22 protein-coding genes and 2 tRNA genes are annotated in these 22,222 nt (G+C 49.2%); 10 read left to right on the forward strand and 14 right to left on the reverse strand.

Annotation, left to right across the window (positions count from 1 at the left end):
* Positions 1-190: 190 nt before the first annotated feature.
* Together ACMXD4_RS14405 and ACMXD4_RS14410 are read right to left on the reverse strand one after the other, a co-directional pair.
* A complete protein-coding gene (locus ACMXD4_RS14405) occupies positions 191-511 on the reverse strand; it encodes a hypothetical protein (protein WP_415878556.1) in 321 nt (106 codons plus the stop codon).
* Positions 512-524: 13 nt separating this feature from the next.
* On the reverse strand, positions 525-1,214 hold the full coding sequence (locus tag ACMXD4_RS14410) for a hypothetical protein (protein ID WP_415878557.1): 690 nt from the start codon (positions 1,212-1,214) through the stop codon (positions 525-527).
* Between the two features lie 172 nt (positions 1,215-1,386).
* Between ACMXD4_RS14410 and ACMXD4_RS14415 the strand changes: the two genes are divergently transcribed.
* The 6 genes from ACMXD4_RS14415 to ACMXD4_RS14440 all read left to right on the forward strand — a co-directional run bounded on the left by ACMXD4_RS14415 (position 1,387) and on the right by ACMXD4_RS14440 (position 5,460).
* Entirely contained in the window at positions 1,387-1,683 is a 297-nt protein-coding gene (locus tag ACMXD4_RS14415) for a hypothetical protein (RefSeq protein ID WP_415878558.1), read from the forward strand.
* Positions 1,684-1,965: 282 nt separating this feature from the next.
* Positions 1,966-2,217 (forward strand): hypothetical protein, encoded by a 252-nt coding sequence (locus tag ACMXD4_RS14420; RefSeq protein WP_415878559.1) that lies wholly within the window; start codon positions 1,966-1,968, stop codon positions 2,215-2,217.
* A 120-nt stretch (positions 2,218-2,337) separates the two neighbouring features.
* On the forward strand, positions 2,338-2,661 hold the full coding sequence (locus ACMXD4_RS14425; RefSeq protein ID WP_415878560.1) for a hypothetical protein: 324 nt from the start codon (positions 2,338-2,340) through the stop codon (positions 2,659-2,661).
* Between the two features lie 126 nt (positions 2,662-2,787).
* Entirely contained in the window at positions 2,788-3,153 is a 366-nt protein-coding gene (locus tag ACMXD4_RS14430) for an H-NS family nucleoid-associated regulatory protein (protein ID WP_415878561.1), read from the forward strand.
* Between the two features lie 97 nt (positions 3,154-3,250).
* Positions 3,251-4,393: a hypothetical protein gene (locus ACMXD4_RS14435; protein WP_415878562.1), complete on the forward strand. Its 1,143-nt coding sequence runs from the start codon at positions 3,251-3,253 to the stop codon at positions 4,391-4,393.
* Between the two features lie 305 nt (positions 4,394-4,698).
* On the forward strand, positions 4,699-5,460 hold the full coding sequence (locus tag ACMXD4_RS14440; RefSeq protein WP_415878563.1) for a hypothetical protein: 762 nt from the start codon (positions 4,699-4,701) through the stop codon (positions 5,458-5,460).
* A gap of 60 nt (positions 5,461-5,520) precedes the next feature.
* On the opposite strand, the gene ACMXD4_RS14445 is transcribed toward ACMXD4_RS14440, so the two are convergent.
* From ACMXD4_RS14445 to ACMXD4_RS14455, 3 genes are all read right to left on the reverse strand, one after another.
* Positions 5,521-5,685, reverse strand: coding sequence for a hypothetical protein (locus tag ACMXD4_RS14445; protein ID WP_415878564.1), 165 nt, complete (start codon positions 5,683-5,685; stop codon positions 5,521-5,523).
* A gap of 149 nt (positions 5,686-5,834) precedes the next feature.
* On the reverse strand, positions 5,835-6,725 hold the full coding sequence (locus ACMXD4_RS14450; protein WP_415878565.1) for a reverse transcriptase family protein: 891 nt from the start codon (positions 6,723-6,725) through the stop codon (positions 5,835-5,837).
* A complete protein-coding gene (locus tag ACMXD4_RS14455; RefSeq protein WP_415878566.1) occupies positions 6,718-7,020 on the reverse strand; it encodes a helix-turn-helix transcriptional regulator in 303 nt (100 codons plus the stop codon). The genes ACMXD4_RS14450 and ACMXD4_RS14455 overlap by 8 nt, the downstream gene beginning before the upstream one ends.
* A gap of 695 nt (positions 7,021-7,715) precedes the next feature.
* On the opposite strand from ACMXD4_RS14455, the gene ACMXD4_RS14460 reads away from it, so the two are divergent.
* Positions 7,716-7,803: transfer RNA gene (locus tag ACMXD4_RS14460), tRNA-Ser, on the forward strand.
* 315 nt (positions 7,804-8,118) lie between these two features.
* On the opposite strand, the gene ACMXD4_RS14465 is transcribed toward ACMXD4_RS14460, so the two are convergent.
* From ACMXD4_RS14465 to rpoH, 4 genes are all read right to left on the reverse strand, one after another.
* Positions 8,119-9,432: a YihY/virulence factor BrkB family protein gene (locus ACMXD4_RS14465; protein ID WP_415878567.1), complete on the reverse strand. Its 1,314-nt coding sequence runs from the start codon at positions 9,430-9,432 to the stop codon at positions 8,119-8,121.
* A 137-nt stretch (positions 9,433-9,569) separates the two neighbouring features.
* Positions 9,570-11,369 carry an ABC transporter transmembrane domain-containing protein gene (locus tag ACMXD4_RS14470; RefSeq protein ID WP_415878568.1) on the reverse strand — a complete coding sequence of 600 codons (1,800 nt, stop codon included), beginning with the start codon at positions 11,367-11,369 and terminating at the stop codon, positions 9,570-9,572.
* Positions 11,370-11,485: 116 nt separating this feature from the next.
* Positions 11,486-11,570 (reverse strand) — tRNA-Leu (locus ACMXD4_RS14475).
* A 48-nt stretch (positions 11,571-11,618) separates the two neighbouring features.
* A complete protein-coding gene (rpoH, locus tag ACMXD4_RS14480; protein ID WP_171694905.1) occupies positions 11,619-12,473 on the reverse strand; it encodes an RNA polymerase sigma factor RpoH in 855 nt (284 codons plus the stop codon).
* Positions 12,474-12,713: 240 nt separating this feature from the next.
* Between rpoH and ACMXD4_RS14485 the strand changes: the two genes are divergently transcribed.
* The 3 genes from ACMXD4_RS14485 to ACMXD4_RS14495 all read left to right on the forward strand — a co-directional run bounded on the left by ACMXD4_RS14485 (position 12,714) and on the right by ACMXD4_RS14495 (position 16,134).
* On the forward strand, positions 12,714-14,375 hold the full coding sequence (locus ACMXD4_RS14485; protein WP_171694904.1) for a glutamine--tRNA ligase/YqeY domain fusion protein: 1,662 nt from the start codon (positions 12,714-12,716) through the stop codon (positions 14,373-14,375).
* 14 nt (positions 14,376-14,389) lie between these two features.
* On the forward strand, positions 14,390-15,274 hold the full coding sequence (locus ACMXD4_RS14490) for a fructosamine kinase family protein (protein ID WP_415878569.1): 885 nt from the start codon (positions 14,390-14,392) through the stop codon (positions 15,272-15,274).
* A 215-nt stretch (positions 15,275-15,489) separates the two neighbouring features.
* Positions 15,490-16,134 carry a response regulator transcription factor gene (locus tag ACMXD4_RS14495; RefSeq protein ID WP_415878570.1) on the forward strand — a complete coding sequence of 215 codons (645 nt, stop codon included), beginning with the start codon at positions 15,490-15,492 and terminating at the stop codon, positions 16,132-16,134.
* 17 nt (positions 16,135-16,151) lie between these two features.
* Here ACMXD4_RS14495 and ACMXD4_RS14500 read toward each other — a convergent pair whose 3' ends face one another.
* The 5 genes from ACMXD4_RS14500 to ACMXD4_RS14520 are packed head-to-tail and all read right to left on the reverse strand — an operon-like array spanning position 16,152 to position 22,001.
* Positions 16,152-16,601: a hypothetical protein gene (locus ACMXD4_RS14500; RefSeq protein WP_415878571.1), complete on the reverse strand. Its 450-nt coding sequence runs from the start codon at positions 16,599-16,601 to the stop codon at positions 16,152-16,154.
* Positions 16,602-17,825, reverse strand: a complete 1,224-nt coding sequence (locus ACMXD4_RS14505) for a type II secretion system F family protein (RefSeq protein WP_415878572.1) — start codon at positions 17,823-17,825, stop codon at positions 16,602-16,604. It abuts the gene before it with no gap.
* A 1-nt stretch (position 17,826) separates the two neighbouring features.
* Positions 17,827-19,479: a GspE/PulE family protein gene (locus ACMXD4_RS14510; protein WP_415878573.1), complete on the reverse strand. Its 1,653-nt coding sequence runs from the start codon at positions 19,477-19,479 to the stop codon at positions 17,827-17,829.
* Positions 19,480-19,483: 4 nt separating this feature from the next.
* The gene (locus tag ACMXD4_RS14515) at positions 19,484-20,209 is read right to left on the reverse strand and encodes a hypothetical protein (RefSeq protein WP_319961383.1); all 726 of its coding nucleotides are present in this window, start codon (positions 20,207-20,209) and stop codon (positions 19,484-19,486) included.
* Entirely contained in the window at positions 20,187-22,001 is a 1,815-nt protein-coding gene (locus tag ACMXD4_RS14520) for a hypothetical protein (RefSeq protein WP_319961384.1), read from the reverse strand. The genes ACMXD4_RS14515 and ACMXD4_RS14520 overlap by 23 nt, the downstream gene beginning before the upstream one ends.
* Positions 22,002-22,222: the final 221 nt, after the last annotated feature.

Genomic DNA, 22,222 nt, shown 5'->3' on the forward strand with positions numbered 1-22,222 from the left:
TTATTTTCCTTGTGGTTTAGAGAATGTAAGGAATTGAGATTTTAGAGTCTCGAGCTCGAGACTCGTAAAACACGATTTTTTGCGTAACCCTACACCCATGCAATTATTAAGTTCACTTTTCTATTAGGAATCTATATAGGTTTCTGAACTTAATAATCAAGATGCATAAATATAGGGTTGCGCAGGTTTATTATCTGGTTTTCCTGGCTTTAATATAGAGTGTCTTTTTTGCTTTGGTAATTTTTGTACAACGATTATCAACATCACGAGCAATGTCTTTTCCGTATTTTAATCTAATGTAATTTAGTACCTCTTTGCGCGGAACAAATGACAGTGAATCAGCATGTTGACGACATTCAATTTTACCATCACCAAAATCTAATTCTTGATCTACAACAAGATGTTTAACTAGAATCTTCTTTATGGCGGTATTTTCCTCTTGTAACTGGTTAATCATTTTTTGATTCTCTAGCAGAGTTTCACCTAATTCCAATATTGCTAAAGATTTCATTGCAACACTCCATTCATGATGCTTTTTTTGGAGAGGATGCGTGTTTACCTGGGTCAATAAAGTTTTTTAGCAACTGCTTGTAGATCATTTTTGAAATTATTTCCCACTCGGTTTTACTGTTAATATTTTCATCCCGAATGGCATCTGCAATACGAAAAATATGCCGACGGAATTTGGGTAGTAATTCACGGTCTATTCTGACGGTAACAGCGGCTTGATGTTCAACAGCGCAAAGTTCATGGCTGAGTATGTTTAGTGTGTCAATAGCGAGGTTCATATCTCGGCTAGTAATGCGAGCGTCACCGTCACGATGCTTCAGAACCCAGTCCCAAATTGCCTGAAGATCCTTTGTCTGCAAGTGGACAAGCGGCCTTAGCGCACCTTCAGAAACCCATTTCAAATGTAGTAATTTTGGGTCCATTTGTAGGTAGGTATCTGAGGCCTGGATGAGTCGGCAAATGTAAGCGTTTGAAATGTAGGTGTATTTTCTTAAACAATCATGCGGCTTTACAAACCCTAGCGCCAAATATCCACGCCTTGCAATCAACGTGACCACACTGGCAAATAGAAAGTTTGAGGCTTTGTTGGCTTTGTTCAACAGCAACTGCGCCTCGGTCTTGGTCATGGGCGTTCGTGCGGCGGGATTGGTTAAAAAGCGATACGGTGGGTATTTTTTGCCGATATAAATCTGCAACCGAGACATAAAAAACTCCTGGTTTGAAAGTGGTGACAAAGGGTTCTATTCACGATCAAATTAGAATTTTCCTGTGTGTGTATCTTGGATGGCAGTTACTCATACCATGAGATTTTTCACAGATTCTTGCCTGGCAATTCATTAGCCTATTACTCAAATCAAACGAGTTGGAGATGAGGTCATGAACGCTATTGCCCTTGATAGTAATGCCCTAAACGGCCTTTTTGATAATCAAAAAAAGCTGGATGATTTGTTTGAATCCATTTTTGACGATAACACTATGTTGTTCAGCAGTGCGCCTGTGTCAGTGCAATCGGTGGTTCGCCGCCCTGAATCAAACGTAGATCGTCCAGTGAGCTATAAAGGCAGCGCAATGCTTGAATCAGTGAATGAGATGAAACATCATCCGTACTTTTACATACTGCCAATGACGTTGGAGTTAACAATCATTTATTGGTTGATTACGCATCTATCGTAGCATCTATCGTAAAGGATGCGCTTTGAACCCTGATGCCTCAATCATCCCCTTCGCGTAAAACGATAAAAATAGCCGACATTGACATAAGCGCCTGTTTTTGTTAATATTATTTCGCTGCATCATTTTTTTCAGATCATCACGCGCAGCACACGTCCCTCGCAGCATCCATAAAACCTTCACACTAAAGCCCATTTGACTGAGTTTCAATAACGCAGTCGGCTTTTTTGCGTTCGTCGTTTGGCTACTTGGGGATTTTGAAATTTTAGAATAGGAGAAAAACCAATGGCGGTAAAAGCTGAAAGCGAAGACAAAGCAACAGTCCACCCAGTTGAGGCGATAGTGCTTTGCTTGTTGGAGTGCAATGAAATTTACTTGAATCTGTTTGATACCGCAGGTACTGAAGTCGCCTGTCGTGAAATGGGTAGAACCATCCGAGCATTTGCGGAATGTTTGAGCAACATGTCTGCGAATACCGAATTGGCGACTATTAGCGGAGATGCTTCGTTTTATGAAGATGATGACCCTGATGAGTAGCGTCTAGTCCTGTTTCCAGACACTAGACGCTTCAAACAACACGACCACTGTTTACGTTTGGCGACTTGGCAGTGGTCTTTTTCTGTGTGCTGTCGCGAAGTGCGACAAGGAAAAATTACCATGATTGAACAACCGCTAGCAAGCGAACAGCCTAAACCGCTGCTATTTCCGCTAGGAAGGTTATACGTCACGCGAGGTGTGCAAACGCTGATTGACGATCACAGTTTGGATGTATCGCCTTTTATTGCTCGTCATCAAACCGGTGATTGGGGTGAAGTGTGTGCTGAAGATGCTGCTGAAAACCAGTTATCACTGGAAAGAGGTTTTAGAATTTTATCGGCCTATAGTTTTACGTCAGACATTGACGGTCAAAACTATAAGCTATGGGTTCTGACCGAGGCCGACAGATCGGTGACGACGGTCCTTCGACCGTCGGAATATTGAATGTTTGATAGAGCACTGATTACGTCGCCGTAAACCGCATTTTCCATTTAATCAAACACATCAACTTACCGCGACAGTCGCTACTGACTGCCGCTGACTAAACACATTCAAAATTTAGGAAAAACTATGACAACCAAAAACACAAACGATAAAACCGATGCGTTGGAAACCAAGAGCATTGCAGAGTTGCAGGAACTCTTTGCCAATACTCAGCGATTACTTGAAGCCAAGCAGGGAGAAATTCGGGAAAGCGCTGTGCAAAAAATTCAACAAATTGCATTGGAGGCAGGTATAAAAGTTTTCATCCGTGAACCCCGAAAACGTAGCGATACACCTGTAAAAATTTATCAACACCCCGACGACGCAAGCTTGACCTGGACATCCAAAAAAGCCGGTGCCAAGCCAAAATGGCTGTCTGATTTTTTGAAAAATGGCCGAAAACTAGAAGAGTTTGAAGTAAAAGCGGCACCTGAAGCAGCGACTACCGCTTAAGCCCAAATCCTAAAAATTCTTATCTCCTCTGACAGTCTGTTTTTGCCTTAGATTGCAGACTGTCAGTTCTCGCATGATTCATGCAAGCGTTGCAAATATGAACGACTACCACAACCGTTGTTTGTGGATTTCTGAGCAAAACGAATTACACATTGACCTTAGCGACCTGCTTAACGATAACCGTATATTGGTGCTCACAGCGTGGAATCACTGCAGTGGAATCACGCTTTCACTTGTTACAGATGACAGCATTGAGAAATACGATCCTTTTACCGCGCCATATTTTCCCATTTGGGAATGTTTAGATTACGACAGTTGCCGCGATTACCTTGAACAGATTCCGTCGCAATTATTAGCAATGCTGAAATCCTACCGCGCAGACAGCTTCGGCATGTTGATGCTGATTAGCCAAAACAAATTCCTGACTAATTTCTATGGAAAATATTCAACGCTCTTTTGGCTATTTTTTAGACAGGCCAAAATTGACCATTGGTCAAAAAGTGAATTTTTGGATGTGTGCAATCAAGGTGAATTCGCAATGTTGATAGCCTGCCAACTTCCCGCCAATACAGTTGCTTTAGATGTAATAGCAAAATTCACCGCCAATAACTATAGTCAATACCAGTACGACTTGATTTGCCGGTTGTTTGAGGCATTGGATTACCAACACCTCAATTCAGTACGAGATTTTTTTCCAGATCACCTGATTCAGTTTCTGCTGCGCTACCCAGAGCTACAACACGCTAAGCTGATACAAAATCTGAAGAAATCTGAGTACAACGAGCTGCCGCGCATCGTTCGTAATCTTCGTGCTGTCGTAGCTAAGCTTAAGATTGACACTGTCAACGTAGAGAAGCTGATTGCTGAGAGTGGCAACTTAGCTGCGCTAAAATCGCATTACAATCACCTGGAAGCGCTGGCCTTAGAAAAAGCGCTACAAGACTACGAGAAACAGCTAAAAAGCGCGGAGGCATCGTCTAGGTCGTTTCCTCAGCTGTCTTTGTTCGCTGACAGAGACGATCATGAGCAAATTCTTAGCGAAGCTGAGTTACTCGCTGAGTCTTGGCTGTGTCAGCAAAACTTGATGCAGTATGTTCCAGGCATTTTGTGTGGACACTATGCGATATATCAACAACGAAAACCGCAACGTGCAACAGCTGTGTATTATCTATTTCCTGAGCAAGATGGTGGGCTACGTCCGGTATTAAAATGCCTGTACAGCGCTGACGAGGCCAAGTAGGGTAATGTGACAAGAATCGAAAAAAATTAGTGTTTTTAAGGTATGCAACGATATATCGTTGCATTCTATGAAGATAGGTGGTAGAGTATCATCAAGTTGAATTCAATCAGCTTGCGTTGGAGCGATATTGCTAGGGGCCAGTCCTGCTTTAAAGTTCGGCGCCGTTACTGTTATTTTTATCATCATCGTTATCGTCGCTTTACAAGTGGCTTTAGCATTGACCGAGAAACTGGCCTTTGATGTCACTATAGTCCGTTAACGTGGCAGCTTAAATGCTGTTTTTTACACACATAACGGAGGTAAAAATGGTAATTACACCAATAATACCAAATAGGGATAAGATAAAAATCAAGGCGGATTTCGCTGAGATTAAATCGGCTGCCAGGGAATTTGGCACTGCAAGCATGTATTTAAAGATGCTGTTGTTTTGCTTCTTGGATATTGAATATGCGTATATTGCTTTGGGGCTTGATAGCAATAAGGAAATGATTGACGATATTGCTAGCTGTTACAAAAGAAGCCCCAAGACCATTTACAACATTATTAATGAAGTACGGGTCTTAATTGCTCTGGGTTTACCAGTTGATAGAATAAGTCAATCAACTGCCTTAACTCTAAAAGGCCGTGTTGACCAAGATAATTGGAGAGAAGTGTTTAATATTGCTCTTGAATTAGTTGACGGCAACGTCAGCGACGTCAAGCAGAGTGTTATGAAGCAAGCGATCCAAATATTTTACGGTCAACTTGATGCTGAAAATTCTTCGGATGACGCAGCAGTTGAATCAGAGGAATCTGAAGCTTCATTATTTGATGATGAAGAGTTCTCTGTAAAAACGAAAGAGTCATCAGATGAACCAGACGATTGGGATGATGAAGAGCCTGAGCTTCCTGCTAGTCGCGGAAGACAAAAGCCTTCAAATCAGTCTCAGAGCACTGAGCAGGTGGAAAGTAAAAGTGCGAAAACTGAGATTCAATCAAAACTCTACAGTAATGTTGAGGAATTAAAAAAATATATTGCAGAAATGCAAGATATTGTTGAAGAGATTGAAGCTGGGTTTTTAAACTAAAAATCAGTATCAAATGAAGTAAAGGAAGAGGGTGTGGCGATTATTTCTCCACACCCTTTTTTATTTATCCGCGTAAATGGTATCTACTAATCGCTTAAACCAATTTGGTCTGAATATTACAATCAGCAATCCAATGGTACTGGTAACAGGAATCGGTAAAACACTGACTGCCATCAAAACAATCAAGACTAAAGCCGTTTTTATTCTAGCAACGGTGCTTTTCATTGCTGCTCCTTTGTAGTAACGATAGCTTGAAAAGGATAGCCATCATAAAACGCGGAAACTTACTGAGAAAGAGCTAGTTCGTTGTGTAACTTGACTTCGTTCCAAACAAAAGCCAGCGCGTTTCAACACAAACTGAAACGCGCTGGCTTTTACTCCCCAACAGTTAGTCTTGATGCGGAGTTCGCGCGACGGATTTGCTCTTCTTCTTGCAGTCTTCCCTGCAAGCTGCGAATCAGGCGTTCCCGCTCTAATTCATTATTTTCGTTTCCAATATGTTTCCGAAGCTCTTTAGTTCTTTGTAATCGGCAATTCGGTATCTTTAATCCATCATTAGTAACAATAACTCCAGTTACTGTTCTTGGTTTGTTTGCTGGAAATGTTTTTGATTTATTGCGCTTAGCATATAGACCGTGATTTTTGATAATATCCCTTACTTTATAAAGTAAAGTCTTAGATGCTTTAACACCTGAAATAACAATATCATCAACATAGCAAGTCATTACACATCCATGTTGTTGTGACAATTCACATATTTCGTCAAACATATCCTGGTGTGCAAGAAACGCAATAATACTGCTTAAAGAACTACCCGTTGGTAGGTGACTTCGATTATAACTACAAATATATGCTAAATGCCAAGCAATATCATTAGGGCATTCAAAGCGTTCATTGAATAGTTTAAAAATTGAACTAAAAGTTACGCTGGGATAAAAACTAGTAATATCTGTTTTTATCAGAGGAACATTTGCTTTGTGACTTTTTGCATTCGTAATATATGAATGATTTTTACATGAGTGAACATAATTCGGTGTTTTAATTCTAAACAACAAATTTGCGATTCGTTTATGTAGGATTTCAAGCTTACCAATAGGATGTTGAATCAACCTTCCTTGCTTATTGGTAAGTATACGATAGTTTGATTTATTAACGATATTATCAAAATCTGAAAGCTCAAAATCTAACAGACTAGCTAGTTTTTTCTTTGATGGTAAGCGATAGAACGGAGAGCTTTTATAGTCGTACCCTACGTTGCTAACCATCAGTTACGGTCTCTTTTTCTGCAACCCATTCTAGCAACTTCAATACCTTATCGGCTGCTTTTACCCTCAAAACATTACCTCCATTTGAATTTTCAAGTTGTTCTGAGAATAGCAGTATTGAAGACACTGGAATTTTAAAAATATTGGCATAACTTCCTAATAATTCCACACTAGGCGATTTACGTCCTGCTTCAATTTCACTTAAGTAAGAGTTTGATATTCCTAAACGTTTTGATAATTCAACTTGTGATAGTTGATGAAATGTCCTCAACAGCTTGAGTGCGCGATTTAACATTGGCCCCACCTTATAGTTATTAAGAAAGGGGCGTTAGCACAACCGATCTACGATTCGCGCAATCACATCAACGATGCGAAGAAATAAAACTGCAACACGAAATGTGCTCGGTTTTATTAACAGCGAAAAGAAACGATTGACTAACCTACGACATCTGGTGGTTCTTTGACTCATTAGAGCCTCCTTAGTTACGCCATTACACAGTGCAATGGCTCTCGTCTGTAACTAAAGTGGAGCAGATGACGCTTTACCCCTTGTTCTCAAAAATGCGTACCCTGTCTCGTCAGGGTACGCTCACACCGCTAAGTAATATACCGGACAGCACATAGTCTATCTGGACACGTCGGGGGGTGATAATTTAGAGCTTTCGCTCCACGATTCTTCAAGCGAATCAGAACAACTGCGAGATTATCTCCTTGACCACGCTTTAATAATATATGGAACTTATTTCGTTGTCAAAGAAATTGTTTCGCTATTAGAGAAATTGTTTCAACGAATTCCTTGTGACACAACCTCGCCAAAATCTCAACCTTTTTTCCATATTTTCAGGAGCTTAGGAAACGTATTTTTGTAACACAAAGCTGTAACACAAACGGAAAATTTTCTAAAAAATGCGTACATTGCTGCTTAAGACAAAACCAAGCAACTGATTGCGCCAAGCCCAAGAAACTTATACAATACCTAGCTGAACTTTAGGAGAGATGGCCGAGCGGTCGAAGGCGCACGCCTGGAAAGTGTGTATACGGCAACGTATCGAGGGTTCGAATCCCTCTTTCTCCGCCAACTTATAAATTATTGAATAACAATAATTTTTTTGAAAAAAGCCTCTTGTGTAACAGAGTTTGCTAAACAACCCTGTTACACAAGAGGCTTTTTTGTGAGGGCAATTTCCCCTATCTTTTTAAACGACGCAGCAACTACCTCAAAATTAGCAGTCCTGCTCAGCATCAAGAAGCGCTCGCTCAACGCAACTGAAATTGTACGAAGCTTAAAGACTGAAAGTCAGTCATGAAGCTATTCCGCTTACTTTGCAACTTGCGCTAAATGTTGCATTGGCTTTCAAATTAAAATTCTCAGCACTCAATTCTACCGACTCTTTCAAATGTCTTTCAGCAGCTGATTACGCTCGGATGCTTCTATCAAACTCTTGAATCTTTCGACCGCGTCGATCAGCAGCCGCTGCTGGTTGCTTTCCGGCAATTGGTTTTGCCCGCATTGCTCCAGTGCGTTGATCACAAAGCTGATGGTCAGGATATGAATGTCTACAGCCGGCAGATAGACCTCGTCGCTACCATCAGGTTCTTTCAATTCGGCCAGCAGGTGGCTAAGCAGTAATTTCGCCAGCACTTCCTGAATGATCGCTATAGGTATGGCCAGCTTGCCGGCGATGTCGGCTGCGCTTAAGGGAGTCTGCAACTGGCTAAAGTTTTTGACTATCAAATGCATGACTTGTAAAGCCACCAGTTTTTTCAGCGCAAAACTTAAATGGGCAAAGCGATTATTGTTTCGATAGGTTTGGTAGTTTTGGGTAAAAAAAGCCATCTCGCAACCGAATAAAACGATCATCCAACAGCTTTGCAGCCAAACCACAAATAAAGGCAGCGCCGCAAAACTGCCGTAAATGGCGTTATAACTCGACACGCCGATCTGCAAACTTAAATACGCCCATTGCAACAAATGATAACTAACGCCCGTCACCACACCGGCGATAATGCCTGCGCGAACGTGTATTTTATGATTAGGCATAAAAATAAACGTAAAGGAAAACAAGGCAATCATCAGCAGCACCGGCGACAAACTCAGCGCTTTGACCACCAGCCAGCTGGCAAACGCCGGCAATTGCATGACGGTAATAAACCAAGTGATTTGCGTACTAACAAAGACGGTGATGCTGCTGGCGGCGATCAGCAACACCGGCGCCAACAACATCAGCGACAAATAGTCACTGAATTTGCGGCCCAACGACCGGCTCTTGCCGATTTTCCAGATGTAGTTGAAAGACTCTTCGATATTGCCTATCAAGCTGATCACGGTCCAAAACAGCACGACAATCCCTATCCCGGCCACCACTTCACCCTTGGCGCTTTCCAACAGGTTTTTGGCAAAACCGATTAGCTGCACCACTAGCGCATCTCGCTCCGGCATGCGCTGCAACAGTTCTTGCTCCAGCATGGTTTCAAAGCCAAAGCCCTTGGCAATGCCAAACAACATGGCAATGACCGGCACTATCGACAAAATGCTGTACAAGGTTAAAGCGGAGGCACGTAGCTGACAAAGATCCAAACCAAAACTTTGCCAGGACAAAATAACGATTTTTAAATACTTGATCAGTTTTTCTTGAACATAAGGCAGATCTTGCTCGTGCAACAACCAAATATCGTCTCGGACAAACGTCATTAATTTGTGGTGCATGGCTGGACTTGGCGGGTGGCGGTAACTGGGAAGATAGAATCCGTTCTCCGCTGACAGTATAAATTGAAAAAGCCAAGTTGATGGCTATACATCTTCTACCGCAACAGGTTCGCCCCAGGCATTAGGCTTATGCAGCTTTATTGCACATCGAACTGTAGATTCGCCAGCCTAGCATAGAGTCCGCTTTGTTTGCGCAAATCCTCGGGCGATCCGGTTTCGACGATGCGTCCTTGATCCAACACCACGATGCGGCTGACCTTATTCACGGTGGCCAAACGGTGCGCGATAATCAGGGTGGTACGACCCTGCATGGCGGCATTTAAACCCCGTTGCACCAACACTTCCGATTCTGCATCCAGCGCGCTGGTCGCCTCGTCCAGCAACAACAGCGGTGCGTTTTTCAGAATGGCCCGAGCGATGGCGATGCGCTGTCTTTGCCCACCGGATAATCGTGTACCGCGCTCGCCGAGAAAAGTTTGGTAACCATCCGGCAAGCGGTCGATGAACTCCGCTACTTGCGCCAATTGCCCGGCCGCAATAACTTCCTCATCGCTGGCGTCGGGCCGGCCGTAACGAATATTCTCCAGCGCGGTGGTCGAGAAAATCACAGCATCCTGCGGCACAATGGCAATTTTGCCGCGCAGTTCCTGTAAGGATAGGTGACGAATATCCTGACCGTTAAGGCGAATGGTACCGTGCGTTACATCGTAAAAACGCAACAGCAATTGAAACAACGTGGTCTTGCCAGCACCGGATGGGCCAATAAAAGCGACGCTCTCCCCTGCCGATATACTTAAGTCGATTCTATCCAGTGCGGCGGTTTGCAAGCGCGACGGGTAACTGAAGCTGACTTGCTGAAATTCAATCGCCGCTTTATCGCCATTTACCAAAGGCTGAAGTGTGGCAGCATCAATGATTGCCGGTTGGGCATATAGCAGTTCCAGCAAGCGCCCGGTTGCGCCGGTCGCCCGCATCACGTCCCCCCATACTTCCGCTATGGTGCTGACCCCGCCGGACACCAGCGTGGCATATAGCACGAAAGAAGCCAGTTGCCCGCCTGTCATAACACCCGCGTTGACCTGGTTGGCACCTATCCACAACACGAAAATAATGGAACCCATCACGGCCGTGATGACAATAACCGTCAATGCGGAACGAAACCGGCTACGGCGGACAGCCGTCATAAAACTGATTTCGGCGCGCTCGCTAAAGCGCTTTGCTTCGCGGCATTCCTGGGTATAGGCTTGCACGGTAGGCACCGCATTGAGGATCTCGCCGGCCAACGCAGAGGCATCGGCGATCTTATCCTGCGACTCCCGCGACAGCTTTTTTACTTTCCGGCCCATTGCCAAAATCGGCAAGGTCAGCAAGATCATTAAGCCCAATATCAATGAGAACAGATGCAGACTGGTCACCGCCAACATAATCATGCCGCCGATAAACTGGAATACGCTGCGTAAGCCCATGGAAATCGAACTTCCCACCACGGTCTGAATCAGCGTGGTATCGCCGGTCAGTCGTGACAAAACTTCCCCGGTTTGCAAGGTTTCGAAAAACTGCGGAGACTGCGCCAAGACCCGTTCGTAAACCGCGCTGCGCAAATCCGCGGTCACCCGTTCGCCAACCCAACTGACTGTGTAATAACGCGCGGCTATCGTCACCGCCCACAGGCAGGCCAAGGCAAATAGCGCCAGAAAGTGTCCATCCATGCTCAGCGCACCTAACAAACCAACTTGCTCAGTCTGCCGCTGCCCAAATCCAAAATCAATCAGATCGCGGAACGCCAAAGGTACTAACAGAATCGTCGCCGAGCCGAGACACAATAGGCAAAAGGCTACCAGCATTCTAGCGCGATAGGGACGGATAAACGGCCATAACGCCTTTAAAGTCGATATTTTTCGGGTGGGATCGGTTTGCTTAGAACGGGAGAAAGGCATATCAATACCTCGTGGAGAACCTTGGCGCGAAAATGCATCGCTTAAAAATAAAAAACCCGCTAAGCCTTTCGGCTAGCGGGTTTTTAAATTTCTTTGGACTACCTAAGATAGGTAGGTGGTACCGAGGGTCGGAATCGAACCGACACTCCTTTCGGAACCGGATTTTGAATCCGGCGCGTCTACCAGTTTCACCACCCCGGCAAAGAAAGCGTCATTATACTGATTTTTGCAGAAATGCCAAACTATTTTTTACGCTGCCAATATTACCGCTGCTTTCAGCTTTTTCATGGCGTTTTGTTCAAGCTGTCTGATACGCTCGGCCGACACTTGATAACGATCCGCCAATTCGTGCAAAGTGGCTTTTTCTTCCACCAACCAGCGGCTAGCCAGAATATCGCGGCTTCTGTCGTCCAAGCCAGCCATGGCATCCATCAGCAACTCTTCCTTGCGGTCTTCCCAGTCGCTATTTTCCAGCAATAAAGCCGGATCGGCGCCGTGCTGTTCCAGATAAGCGATAGGCGCTTGCGCATGGTCTTCGCTGTCGTCGCCGGTTGGCTCAAGTCCTATATCGCGACCGTCCAAACGCCGTTCCATTTCGTAAACCGTTTTGACGTCCACATCCAGGTTCTCTGCTATCGCTTCCGCATCGTCTTGCGATAGGTAGTTCAAGTCGTTTTTAAACTTGCGCAGATTAAAAAACAGTTTGCGCTGCGCTTTAGTGGTAGCAACTTTAACAATGCGCCAGTTTTTAATCACATATTCGTGAATTTCCGCTTTGATCCAATGTACGGCAAACGACACCAAGCGCACACCCATGTCGGGGTCGAAACGCTTGACCGCTTTCATCAAGCCGATATTGCCTTCCTGAACAATGTCCGCCAACGGCAAACCGTAACCGGCATAGCCTCTGGCTACATGCGCCACGAAGCGCAAATTGGACATCACCAGCTCACGCGCAGCATTCAGGTCGCCTTCATCCCGGTAACGTAACGCCAAGTCCTGCTCCTGCTCGACGCTGAGTTTGGGCATTTGGGCGACTAAGTTCAAGTAAGAATCAAACGTCCCAACCGATAAATTGATCGGCAAAGCCAAGCTGTTGTTCATATCACCCTCGTTTCCGCGGAATAAATTAACGTTAACCGAATTCTAGCACTCGAAACACGAGAGTGCTAATAATTTAGTAAAAATCTTTTGATACAGATAGTTACACTGATTTTTGCTTCAATTTTGCTGTGTAAGCAGCTAGCGATGCCGCCTTTACGAATTCCGGCCAAACTCGTTAAAATGCAGATTAAGTCAGAAATCTCCGCCTAACTCATCAAAACCACAGCCATTTACTCAAACATGTCAGCTTCCGATAGCCCCGTATCATCCAACTTTATTAGACACATCATTGCCGCCGATCTGGCCGCCAACAAAAACAACGGCAAAGTTGCCACCCGTTTTCCTCCTGAACCCAATGGCTATCTGCACATCGGCCACGCCAAATCGATTTGCCTGAATTTCACCCTTGCCGCCGAAAACAACGGTACCTGCAATTTACGCTTCGACGATACCAATCCGGAGAAAGAAAGCGTCGAATATATGGAAGCCATCGAACGCGACGTGCAATGGTTAGGATTTAAATGGGCCGGCAAATACCACGCCTCCGATTATTTCGAACAGCTTTACGATTACGCGGTGCAACTGATCAAACAAGGGGATGCCTATGTCGACAGCTCCACGCCTGAACAAATGCGCGCGGATCGCGGCACCTTGACCGAACCCGGCAAGGAAAGCCGGGACCGCAGCCGCTCCATCGAAGAAAACCTGGATTTGTTTACCCGGATGCGGGCCGGCGAATTCGCTGACGGCCAGTATGTGCTGCGCGCCAAAATCGATATGGCCTCGCCTAACATTAATATGCGCGACCCGACCATCTACCGCATTCGCCGTGTTCATCACCAACGTACCGGCGATGCCTGGTGTCTGTACCCAATGTACGACTACACCCATTGCATTTCCGATGCTTTGGAAGGCATCACCCACTCGATCTGCACCTTGGAGTTTGAAGATCACCGCCCTTTATACGACTGGGTGCTGGACAAATTGCAAACCCCTTGCCATCCACAGCAAATCGAATTCGCCCGTCTGCAATTGGAATACACCATCGTCAGCAAGCGTAAATTGCTGCAATTGGTCACCGAAAAACACGTCAAAGGTTGGGACGACCCACGCATGCCAACCATTTCCGGCCTGCGCCGGGCCGGTTTTACGCCGGAAGCGATTCGGGACTTCTGCGAACGCATTGGCGTCACCAAAAACGATTCCTGGATCGAAATGGGTGTCTTGGAAAACTGCATTCGTGAAGACTTGAACGAACGCGCTCCGCGAGCGATGGCCGTGTTAAGGCCGTTAAAAGTAGTCATCAGCAACTGGGAAGACGGTAAAACCGAAACTTATCAAATCGCCAACCATCCGCAAAAGCCGGAAATGGGCAGCCGAGAAGTCAATTTCTCCAAAACCATCCTGATCGAGCAAGACGATTTCATGGAAAACCCGCCTAAAGACTTTAAGCGTTTGGTGCCAGGCGGCGAAGTGCGCTTGCGCGGCTCCTATGTGATCAAATGCGAGGAAGTGATTAAAGACGCAGCCGGTAATGTCATCGAACTGCGTTGCAGCTACGACCCGGCCACCTTGGGCAAAAACCCCGAAGGCCGCAAAGTAAAAGGCGTAATCCATTGGGTTTCTGAACAACACGCCCTGCCCGCCGAACTGCGTTTATACGACCGCTTGTTCAGCCATCCCAACCCGGACACTTTGGATAACTTCCTGGACGGCATCAATCCCAATTCGCTGGAAGTGTTGACTGATTGCCGGGTGGAAGCCAGCCTGGTCAATGCCACGCCGGATACCCGTTATCAATTTGAGCGCACCGGCTATTTTTGCCTGGACTATGCCGACAGCACCGCGGAAAAATTGGTGTTTAACCGTACCGTGACCTTGCGCGACAGTTGGGCAAAGTAGCAAGGTAATTAACCATGGCCGCGCTGCAACCCTTAGTTAGCCATCTCGAAACCCAAACCGGCCAGTCTCTTAACAACCACCGCCTCAGCACTATCGGCGGTGGCGACATCAATAGCGCTTACCGGCTGCAAACACCCAATATCGACTGGTTTATCAAATTAAACCGGGCGAGCCTGGCGGAGATGTTTGTAGCGGAAGCGGCCGGTTTACGCGAATTGGCCGACATTGGCGCGGTGCGCGTGCCCAAGGTGATTTGCTTTGGCGAATGTCAACAAGACGCTTATCTGGTGCTGGAATTCATCGAACTAGGCTCGTTGCATAGCCGCAGCGCCATCCTGTTCGGCGAACAACTGGCCTTGCTGCACCAGCGACCGCAAGCCTATTTCGGCTGGCCCATCGATAACACCATTGGCTCCACCCCGCAACATAACGCCAGACACGACGATTGGGTCGAATTTTGGCGACAACAACGTTTGGGCAAACAATTACGGTTTGCCGCCGCCAACGGTTATCGCGGCTCACTGCAAACTCAAGGGGAAAAACTGCTGGAGAACATTGGCGATTTTTTCAGCGACTACCGCCCTCACCCCTCCTTACTGCACGGCGACTTATGGGGCGGCAACGCTGCCGCGGATAAGCAAGGACAACCGATAATCTTCGACCCGGCTTGCTATTACGGCGACCGTGAAACCGATCTGGCCATGACCGAATTATTCGGCGGTTTCAGCCGCGATTTTTATGCGGCTTATCAAGCCAAATATCCGCTGGACCCCGGCTACAAAACCCGTAAAACCCTTTACAACCTTTACCATATCCTTAACCATCTTAATCTGTTCGGCAGCGGTTACTTGAACCAGGCCAACAGCATGATCGCTCAGTTATTGGCCGAATTAAACTAATCGCGCCCAGCGCCGAATGACCAACCAAAGCGATAGATTGACATAGCCAGTTGCAATTCCCACTCCTCCATTTTCCCGGCTCATAAAAAGAATTTTTCCCGCATCAATCCAGGAATTTCCTCCCGGATAATAGCCGTCAATTTTAAGGCCGAAACAGCAGCTTATATCCAGAGCCGCGTTTCGAAATTTATGACACCACCCATTCCACCGCTGCCATGAGCAACACCCTAAAAATATTGTTAGTCGACGACCATGCCGTGGTACGTGCCGGATTTCGCATGCTGTTGTCGGTAAGTGGCGCCGTAGAGGTCATCGCCGAAGCGGAACGCGGCGAACAAGCCATTCAGCTTTATTGCGAGTCCAAGCCGGATCTGGTGGTCATGGATTTATCCATGCCGGGAATCGGCGGCCTGGAAGCCATTCGCCGGATCGTCGCACGGGATGCTAATGCGCGGATTTTGGTATACAGCATCTATCACGAACAAGTTTACGTGCGGCGCGCCTTGGATGCCGGCGCGCAAGGGTACATCACTAAAAACATGGCGCCGAATCTGTTGTTGCCGGCGATAGAAAGCATTATGCAAGGTAAAGGTTATACGGAACCCGGCCTGCTTAAACCCGCGGACGAGCCGTCCGCCAATGCGCAGTATCAAGCGCTGATAGATGCATTCTCGCCGCGCGAGTTCGATATTTTCCGGCTACTGGCCCAAGGCCTGACGGTCTCGAAAATTTCCATTCACCTGTGTTTGGGCAATAAAACCATCGCCAACTACGCGACGCAAATCAAGAAAAAACTGCAGGTGCAGACCACCACCGAATTGGCCCACATCGCCGTCAACCTAAACATACTCAATCAGTAAACCTTATCTAAAACCGCTCAGCGCAATACTCTGATCGAACCCAAGGTACCGGTTTCAACGGTCACGCTCAGCCGGGTAATTTTACTGACGCGGATGGCGTTCTTGGGTTGCGAGGGGTCGAAATTGAATTCATCGCCCTCGCGCACCATGAAAGTACCGACACCGCTGACTTCCAACAGAGCAATAAAGGCCTTGCCGGACGGATTCAACAAACCACGTAATTTCAGGTTCGGCACCTTCAAGGTTTCCTGATTTGGCATAAACCCATAAGCGCCAGCCGTTGAGCCCCCTTGCGCACTAGCGGTTTCGTACATCAGTTCGCTGGGCGTGAACGGATCGCGCAACTGCTTCGGCGCCGCAGGCGTCAACGGCAGCGGCGTGGCCGGCGCTTCCAGAGCCTGCGCGGCTAGTGCCACCATTGAAAAAACAAGGCCGGCAATCGGCTTGATTGAATTCGACAAACTCATTTAATGCCCCGATACCAAAGAGAATAAGGCTTGAAAGAATGCATAATAGACAAAGCCCACCATCAAGCCTATGACCAAAATCATCACCGGCTCGATCAGGGCCGACAGGCGCTTGATCGCAATTTCCAACAACTTTTCGTAATAAATGCCCAGTTCCTGCAACACTTCGTCCAGCGACCCGGTCCCCTCGCCTACGGCAACCATCTGCACTACCAGCGGCGGAATGCGCGGATGATCGATACTGCGCGCAATATCCCGGCCCTCTAAAATCTGGTTGGATGCGGCCAGCAACTGATCGACATAAACCCGGTTGCCCAGCAAATTAGCGGTAATTTTCAACGCTTCAAACACCGTCACACCGCTACGCAGCAAAATCGACAGCGCCCAGTTCATCTGCGCCATCGCACCGGTCACCAGCAGCGAGCCGATCACCGGCAGCCGCAGCAACAGCCGGTCTATCCACAAGCGGCCGTTACGGGTTTGATAAATCAATATCACCAGCAGCAGAAAAGCCGCCACACCACCTACCAGCCACAGGCCATGCTGGCGCACGAAGTCGGATATATCCACCAGCAACTGGGTAGACGGCGGCAAGGCTTTACCTTTGCCCATCAAAAACTTGCTGAATTTGGGGATGATTTTCACCACCATGAAAATGCCGACGCCGATTGCCGCCAGCACCACAATCGCCGGATAAATCATCGCGTTGATGGTCTGCGCCCGCAATGCGGCTCTTTTATCCAGATGTATCGCCAACCTTTCCATGATTTGGTCCAAATCGCCCGTGGTTTCGCCGGCAACCACCAAATTGATCGCCATTTCCGGAAACACCGCCTTGTGCTTACTCATCGCCGACGACAGCGATTGGCCCACCCGAATGTCTTTCAGCATCAGGCGTAAAGTCAAATTCAAGCGCGGATTGGTCAATTGTGCCTGGGCCAGCTCTAAAGCCTGCGCCACCGGCAAGCCCGCCCGCAGCATAAAACTCATTTGCCTGAAAAAGAAAATCAGCGCCGTGTTCGTTACCGAACGTTGCGAGGCCAACCAGTCCGAGAAATTAGCCTGGCCGAGAAAGCCGCTGCTGCCGCGTCCCTGGCGCAACGCCAATACTCGCAAACCGCGCTGGCGCAATTGTGATGCTGCATTACCCATATCGTCGGCTTGCAAGCGGCCACCAATCTCGTTGCCGCGCTCATCCAAGGCGGTGTAAACAAATTCAGCCATCTCAGTTTACGCCGCGCATACCGCGGGTTTTGTGGACCGCTACATCGCGTAACTCGTCGAGCGTGGTCATGCCCAGCAGCACTTTACGGCAGCCGTCCTCCCACATAAAACTCAGACGCTCACCGGCACTGGCTTCCAAGGTTTCCTCATCGGTGCCGCGGGCCACCAAGCGGGCGAGGGTTTCATCCAGCCACAGGGTTTCGAACAATCCTAGCCGGCCGCGAAAACCGCTGCCCTGGCAGATCACGCAACCGCCCGGTTCGTATATTTGCACTGCATCGTCGTCCCGCCCCAATTCCGCCAGCTCGGCAGGCGTCGCCGAGCGTGGTTTGCGGCAATACCCGCATAAGCGGCGTACCAAACGCTGCGCGATCACCGCCGCCACCGTGGAACCGATCAGGAATGGTTCGCAACCGATGTCGATCAAGCGCGTGACGGCGCTCACCGCGTTGTTGGTGTGCAGCGTCGAAAACACCAAATGCCCGGTCATTGCCGCTTTTACGGCCACATCGGCAGTTTCCGGATCGCGGATCTCGCCCACCATCAGCACGTCCGGATCGTGCCGCAGAAACGAGCGCAGGGCGTCAGCAAAGCTGACTTTCGGCCCGGTCTGCAATTGAGAAACCCCGTGCATCACATATTCAATCGGGTTCTCCACGGTCATGATGTTGATGTCGGCGCGGTTGATTTCTTGGAGCGCGGCGAACAAGGTGGTCGATTTACCGCTCCCGGTCGGACCGGTCAGCAGCACCATGCCGTAGGGGCGGTGTATCACCTTGCGAAAATGCTGCAAATCTTCTTCCATCATGCCCAGATCGGCCAGCGTCAAGCCAAACGCCTCTTGGCCGAGCAGCCGCAGCGTCATCCGTTCGCCCAGCCGGGTCGGCGCGGTCGCCACCCGAATGTTAAAGCCCTTGTCGATGGGCCGGGGCAAATGATAAGAAAAACCGCCGTCCTGCGGCATGCGCTGTTCGGCTATATCCAAGCCGGCCAGCACCTTGACCCGCGACACCAAAGCAGCCGCCGCGCCGGCGTTGGCGACCAACGGAAAGTCGCGCAATTTGCCGTCCACCCGCAAACGAACCCGCAGACCTTGCGCATCCGGCAATAAGTGAATGTCCGAGGCCCGGTAAAAATAGGCTTCGCGGATGATGCCGTCCAGCATGGCCACCAAATCGGTATCGGTCTCCGCTGTCACCGCGCCGCTTTGCTCGGGCGCCGATTTTCCGGCCAATGCCTGCTTTACCTTTAATTGCAATAGAGCCAGATCGGCCATTGCCAGCGGCAATACCTGCCCCAACAAGCGTTGCACCGAATCGATGCCGCCCCGGTCGCCCGGATCGCCGCAGATCAGTAACACCTGTTCGCCATCACTAACCGGCAACAGCAATTTGCGCTGTACCAGACTGGGCGGAATTTTTTTTAACAAGGTGTTTTCCACCTGTAGCGTATCCAGATCGACATACGGCACACCGTATTGCTCGGCCACCGCCCGGTGCAAGGCCGATAACGGAAAACGATAATGGGCCTGAACCATGCTTAGCAAACTCAAGCGTTGCCGGCGGGCTTCCAGACGTAGGCGTTCCAATTGCGCAGCTTCAATCAAGCCACAGCGCACACCGGCTTCCAGGAGATGTTCGTCATTGATAGCCATACGCTTACAACGCCAAAATCACTTCGGCCAACAAAGATTGCGGATAGCCGGGCATCGCCAACACCGGCATGCGCTCGACACTGATACGCAGCACCGCCACTTGAAACGGCAGCCGATCCAAATCGTGAATGAAGCGGTTCAAAGCCAGATAGGTACCCTCCACCTCCAGGCGCCGCAACGGCCTTTCCAACAAGGAACCCGGCGACATCCGCGCCACCCAACCAGCACTCAGCGGCGGAATCACGGCAGCGATGGGCGCAGCGGCAGCGGCCGGCGTTACCGTCGCCGGTTTGTTTTTCCGGCTTTTCTTGGTGGTTGCCGGTGCCGCCGCTACCGGCGCGGCATTGTTGCTTACCGCCGCTTTGAAAACCTCGTTGGCGCGCACATGAATCTGCGCATCCCGCGCCACTTTGGAAATATTCACAATCAGAAACTGCGAGTCGTCCGGCGCCAGATGTTTTTCCACGCTGTCCGACTGCTCCTTGATAGCCGCCAGCAAACGCTCTTGTTCCGCTAATTGGCTCTTCAAACGCTCGATGTCCTCATCCGGTTCTTCCGGGATCTCGGCGGTACGCAGGCGCTTATCGGTGGCTTCCGCCGTTTGTTGCAATTGGCCGATTTCCCGGTTGGCCGGCACCCAGCGCAACCAGGCGTAAGCGCCGATAACGATCACGCCGATAGCCAAGGCCGACAACCATTGTTCGCGCTTACTCAAAGGGGGTAGTTTCATGGGTATTTGGATTGGATAAACGAATGATTTTGCCGTCCGGCTCGGCCAATTTGACCAGCCGCAAGGAAATACTGAAGCCGTTGCTCTGCAGCGGCCCTTTGCCGAAAGTCACTTTGGGCTCGCGAACCTGCAAATCCCAGCGGGCTGCGGCATCACCCACCCGTTTGATAAAGGTCTGCGCGGCGCTGTCGCTGAGCGCCCAGGCTTCCAGCACCAGGTTTTCCGCTTCGATGCGTTTGGCGTCGATAGGGTTGGGCGCCGCCGCGTTCGCTGCCGCGGCCGGTTTTAATGCCGACTTGTCCGGCTCATCCAAACGCTCGATCACCACCTCATTGTCAACCAGCGTTTGCAGCATACCCAACACGCCTTTCACCAAATCCATGCGCTCCGGAATATCTTCGTCGTAGAAGCGGGCCAGATTTTCCAGACGCGACTGTTCGGTGCGCAAACTCTTGATTTTGTCCTTGATCTGGGCAATTTCAGCCGCTTGGGCGTTGATGCGCTTAATAGCCTCATCGATACTTTGCCAGCTGGCGTCCACCTGCTGTTTGTAGCTCTCGACGCTACTTTTGCGCGCCCACAACGACAGCTCAGCCACGCCGACCACCACCAATAACAACAGCACCAGCGCCGCGGCCCGCACCTCCAAGCGATCACGCAGTGCCGGCAACGGGCCGCCCAAGCGCACCCCCACGCAACGCTCAGATTCGGCCAAACCCAGTGCATGGTAAGCCGCTCCGGCCATGCCCGGCGAGACCTTATCGCCAACGGCAGCATGGCTTAGAGGATGCAAGTCCAGTTCCAGCATGTGTTCCAAATTGGCGGCCAGCTCCGGTGCCGGCGGCCAACTAGCCAGCCAGACCGGCTCGCGCGGCGGCGCATGCAGCGCGTGATAGCTTTCCAGACAAATATCCAGCGGCGCTTTGTGCAGATTCAAATAGTGGCGCAAGGCCGTAATCCCGCCAGCGGCTAGCCGCGTGCTAAACCCCAGACCGGGTTGAGTCTCCAGCAGCACGGCGTGGGTTTCTGTCGGGGGCAATAAGGCCGCGCTGCAACCGGTCAAGGGATACATGGTTTGCAATTTCACACCCTGCCGCGCGAAAGCGTCCGACCAGCGCTGCAATAAACTTTGATGCACGCAACTAATCAGCCAGTTAAAAGTACCGGGTATATCGTCCACCGCACTCTGCGCCGCCCAGCCGACTTCGATGGCCTCGTCGGCGGCTTTCAGCCACTCCTGCCCGGTCAAGCAGGCATTGAGCTGGCTGCGTTTGATATACCCCAACTCCACCGCCAGATCGCCGAAACGCCGTAAGGAAAACTGCTCGGCCAACGCCAAACCGCCACCGGCCCTGGATTTACCTTGCTGCAAATCCATCACCGCCCGCGCCTGCTCCTCGGTCATATAGCCTTGGCCCACCAATAAATGCCCCACCGACCAGCGGGTGACGTGTTGCAACAACAGCGGCTCCGCTTCCCAGCGCGCCAGCTCCAACATCTGCAACAACGGCCGGGGTTTGCGGGGATTGACCGGTAACTCCACCAGCGTGGAAAACACCGCCGGCGACAACAGAATCGCCGAACCGCCGCCCTGCCAACCCTGGCTTTTTAGCGTAGTCAGCACATCGCTCAGGCCTTCGGCCATATCCACCTGCTCGGTTTTGGCCTGATACAGCAATTCCATATCCTGATCGGCACGGCGCAGCACGGCGGCGCGCAAGGAAAAACCGTCGGTCTCGCAGACCAATAACTGCGACGGGATAGCAAAAGGGATAAAACGGTTAAATTTCATGGATGCTTGGCATTTGAGATTGTTTAGCGGTTTCCGGACTGTGGCTTTTTCGGCGCTGCCGCTTAGCGCCCCGACGATCCTCGGTCATTGCCATTAAATTAGCAGTAGGTGATTCCCTCTCCCCCAGGGAGAGGGTTAGGGTGAGGGGAATAAATAAGGGAAAAAACGATATTTTGATCCCCTCATCCCAACCTTCTCCCGGAGGGAGAAGGAGCTTTTTC

Origin of the sequence: Methylomonas sp. TEB (genome assembly GCF_047777895.1) — a bacterium.
Classification (GTDB): Bacteria; Pseudomonadota; Gammaproteobacteria; order Methylococcales; family Methylomonadaceae; genus Methylomonas.

Excerpts from the sequence above, each read along its gene's own strand:
- ACMXD4_RS14405 (WP_415878556.1), bottom strand. The coding sequence starts at position 511 with ATGAAATCTTTAGCAATATTGGAATTAGGTGAAACTCTGCTAGAGAAT.
- ACMXD4_RS14410 (WP_415878557.1), bottom strand. The coding sequence starts at position 1,214 with ATGTCTCGGTTGCAGATTTATATCGGCAAAAAATACCCACCGTATCGC.
- ACMXD4_RS14415 (WP_415878558.1), top strand. The coding sequence starts at position 1,387 with ATGAACGCTATTGCCCTTGATAGTAATGCCCTAAACGGCCTTTTTGAT.
- ACMXD4_RS14420 (WP_415878559.1), top strand. The coding sequence starts at position 1,966 with ATGGCGGTAAAAGCTGAAAGCGAAGACAAAGCAACAGTCCACCCAGTT.
- ACMXD4_RS14425 (WP_415878560.1), top strand. The coding sequence starts at position 2,338 with ATGATTGAACAACCGCTAGCAAGCGAACAGCCTAAACCGCTGCTATTT.
- ACMXD4_RS14430 (WP_415878561.1), top strand. The coding sequence starts at position 2,788 with ATGACAACCAAAAACACAAACGATAAAACCGATGCGTTGGAAACCAAG.
- ACMXD4_RS14435 (WP_415878562.1), top strand. The coding sequence starts at position 3,251 with ATGAACGACTACCACAACCGTTGTTTGTGGATTTCTGAGCAAAACGAA.
- ACMXD4_RS14440 (WP_415878563.1), top strand. The coding sequence starts at position 4,699 with ATGGTAATTACACCAATAATACCAAATAGGGATAAGATAAAAATCAAG.
- ACMXD4_RS14445 (WP_415878564.1), bottom strand. The coding sequence starts at position 5,685 with ATGAAAAGCACCGTTGCTAGAATAAAAACGGCTTTAGTCTTGATTGTT.
- ACMXD4_RS14450 (WP_415878565.1), bottom strand. The coding sequence starts at position 6,725 with ATGGTTAGCAACGTAGGGTACGACTATAAAAGCTCTCCGTTCTATCGC.
- ACMXD4_RS14455 (WP_415878566.1), bottom strand. The coding sequence starts at position 7,020 with ATGTTAAATCGCGCACTCAAGCTGTTGAGGACATTTCATCAACTATCA.
- ACMXD4_RS14465 (WP_415878567.1), bottom strand. The coding sequence starts at position 9,432 with ATGCACCACAAATTAATGACGTTTGTCCGAGACGATATTTGGTTGTTG.
- ACMXD4_RS14470 (WP_415878568.1), bottom strand. The coding sequence starts at position 11,369 with ATGCCTTTCTCCCGTTCTAAGCAAACCGATCCCACCCGAAAAATATCG.
- rpoH (WP_171694905.1), bottom strand. The coding sequence starts at position 12,473 with ATGAACAACAGCTTGGCTTTGCCGATCAATTTATCGGTTGGGACGTTT.
- ACMXD4_RS14485 (WP_171694904.1), top strand. The coding sequence starts at position 12,714 with ATGTCAGCTTCCGATAGCCCCGTATCATCCAACTTTATTAGACACATC.
- ACMXD4_RS14490 (WP_415878569.1), top strand. The coding sequence starts at position 14,390 with ATGGCCGCGCTGCAACCCTTAGTTAGCCATCTCGAAACCCAAACCGGC.
- ACMXD4_RS14495 (WP_415878570.1), top strand. The coding sequence starts at position 15,490 with ATGAGCAACACCCTAAAAATATTGTTAGTCGACGACCATGCCGTGGTA.
- ACMXD4_RS14500 (WP_415878571.1), bottom strand. The coding sequence starts at position 16,601 with ATGAGTTTGTCGAATTCAATCAAGCCGATTGCCGGCCTTGTTTTTTCA.
- ACMXD4_RS14505 (WP_415878572.1), bottom strand. The coding sequence starts at position 17,825 with ATGGCTGAATTTGTTTACACCGCCTTGGATGAGCGCGGCAACGAGATT.
- ACMXD4_RS14510 (WP_415878573.1), bottom strand. The coding sequence starts at position 19,479 with ATGGCTATCAATGACGAACATCTCCTGGAAGCCGGTGTGCGCTGTGGC.
- ACMXD4_RS14515 (WP_319961383.1), bottom strand. The coding sequence starts at position 20,209 with ATGAAACTACCCCCTTTGAGTAAGCGCGAACAATGGTTGTCGGCCTTG.
- ACMXD4_RS14520 (WP_319961384.1), bottom strand. The coding sequence starts at position 22,001 with ATGAAATTTAACCGTTTTATCCCTTTTGCTATCCCGTCGCAGTTATTG.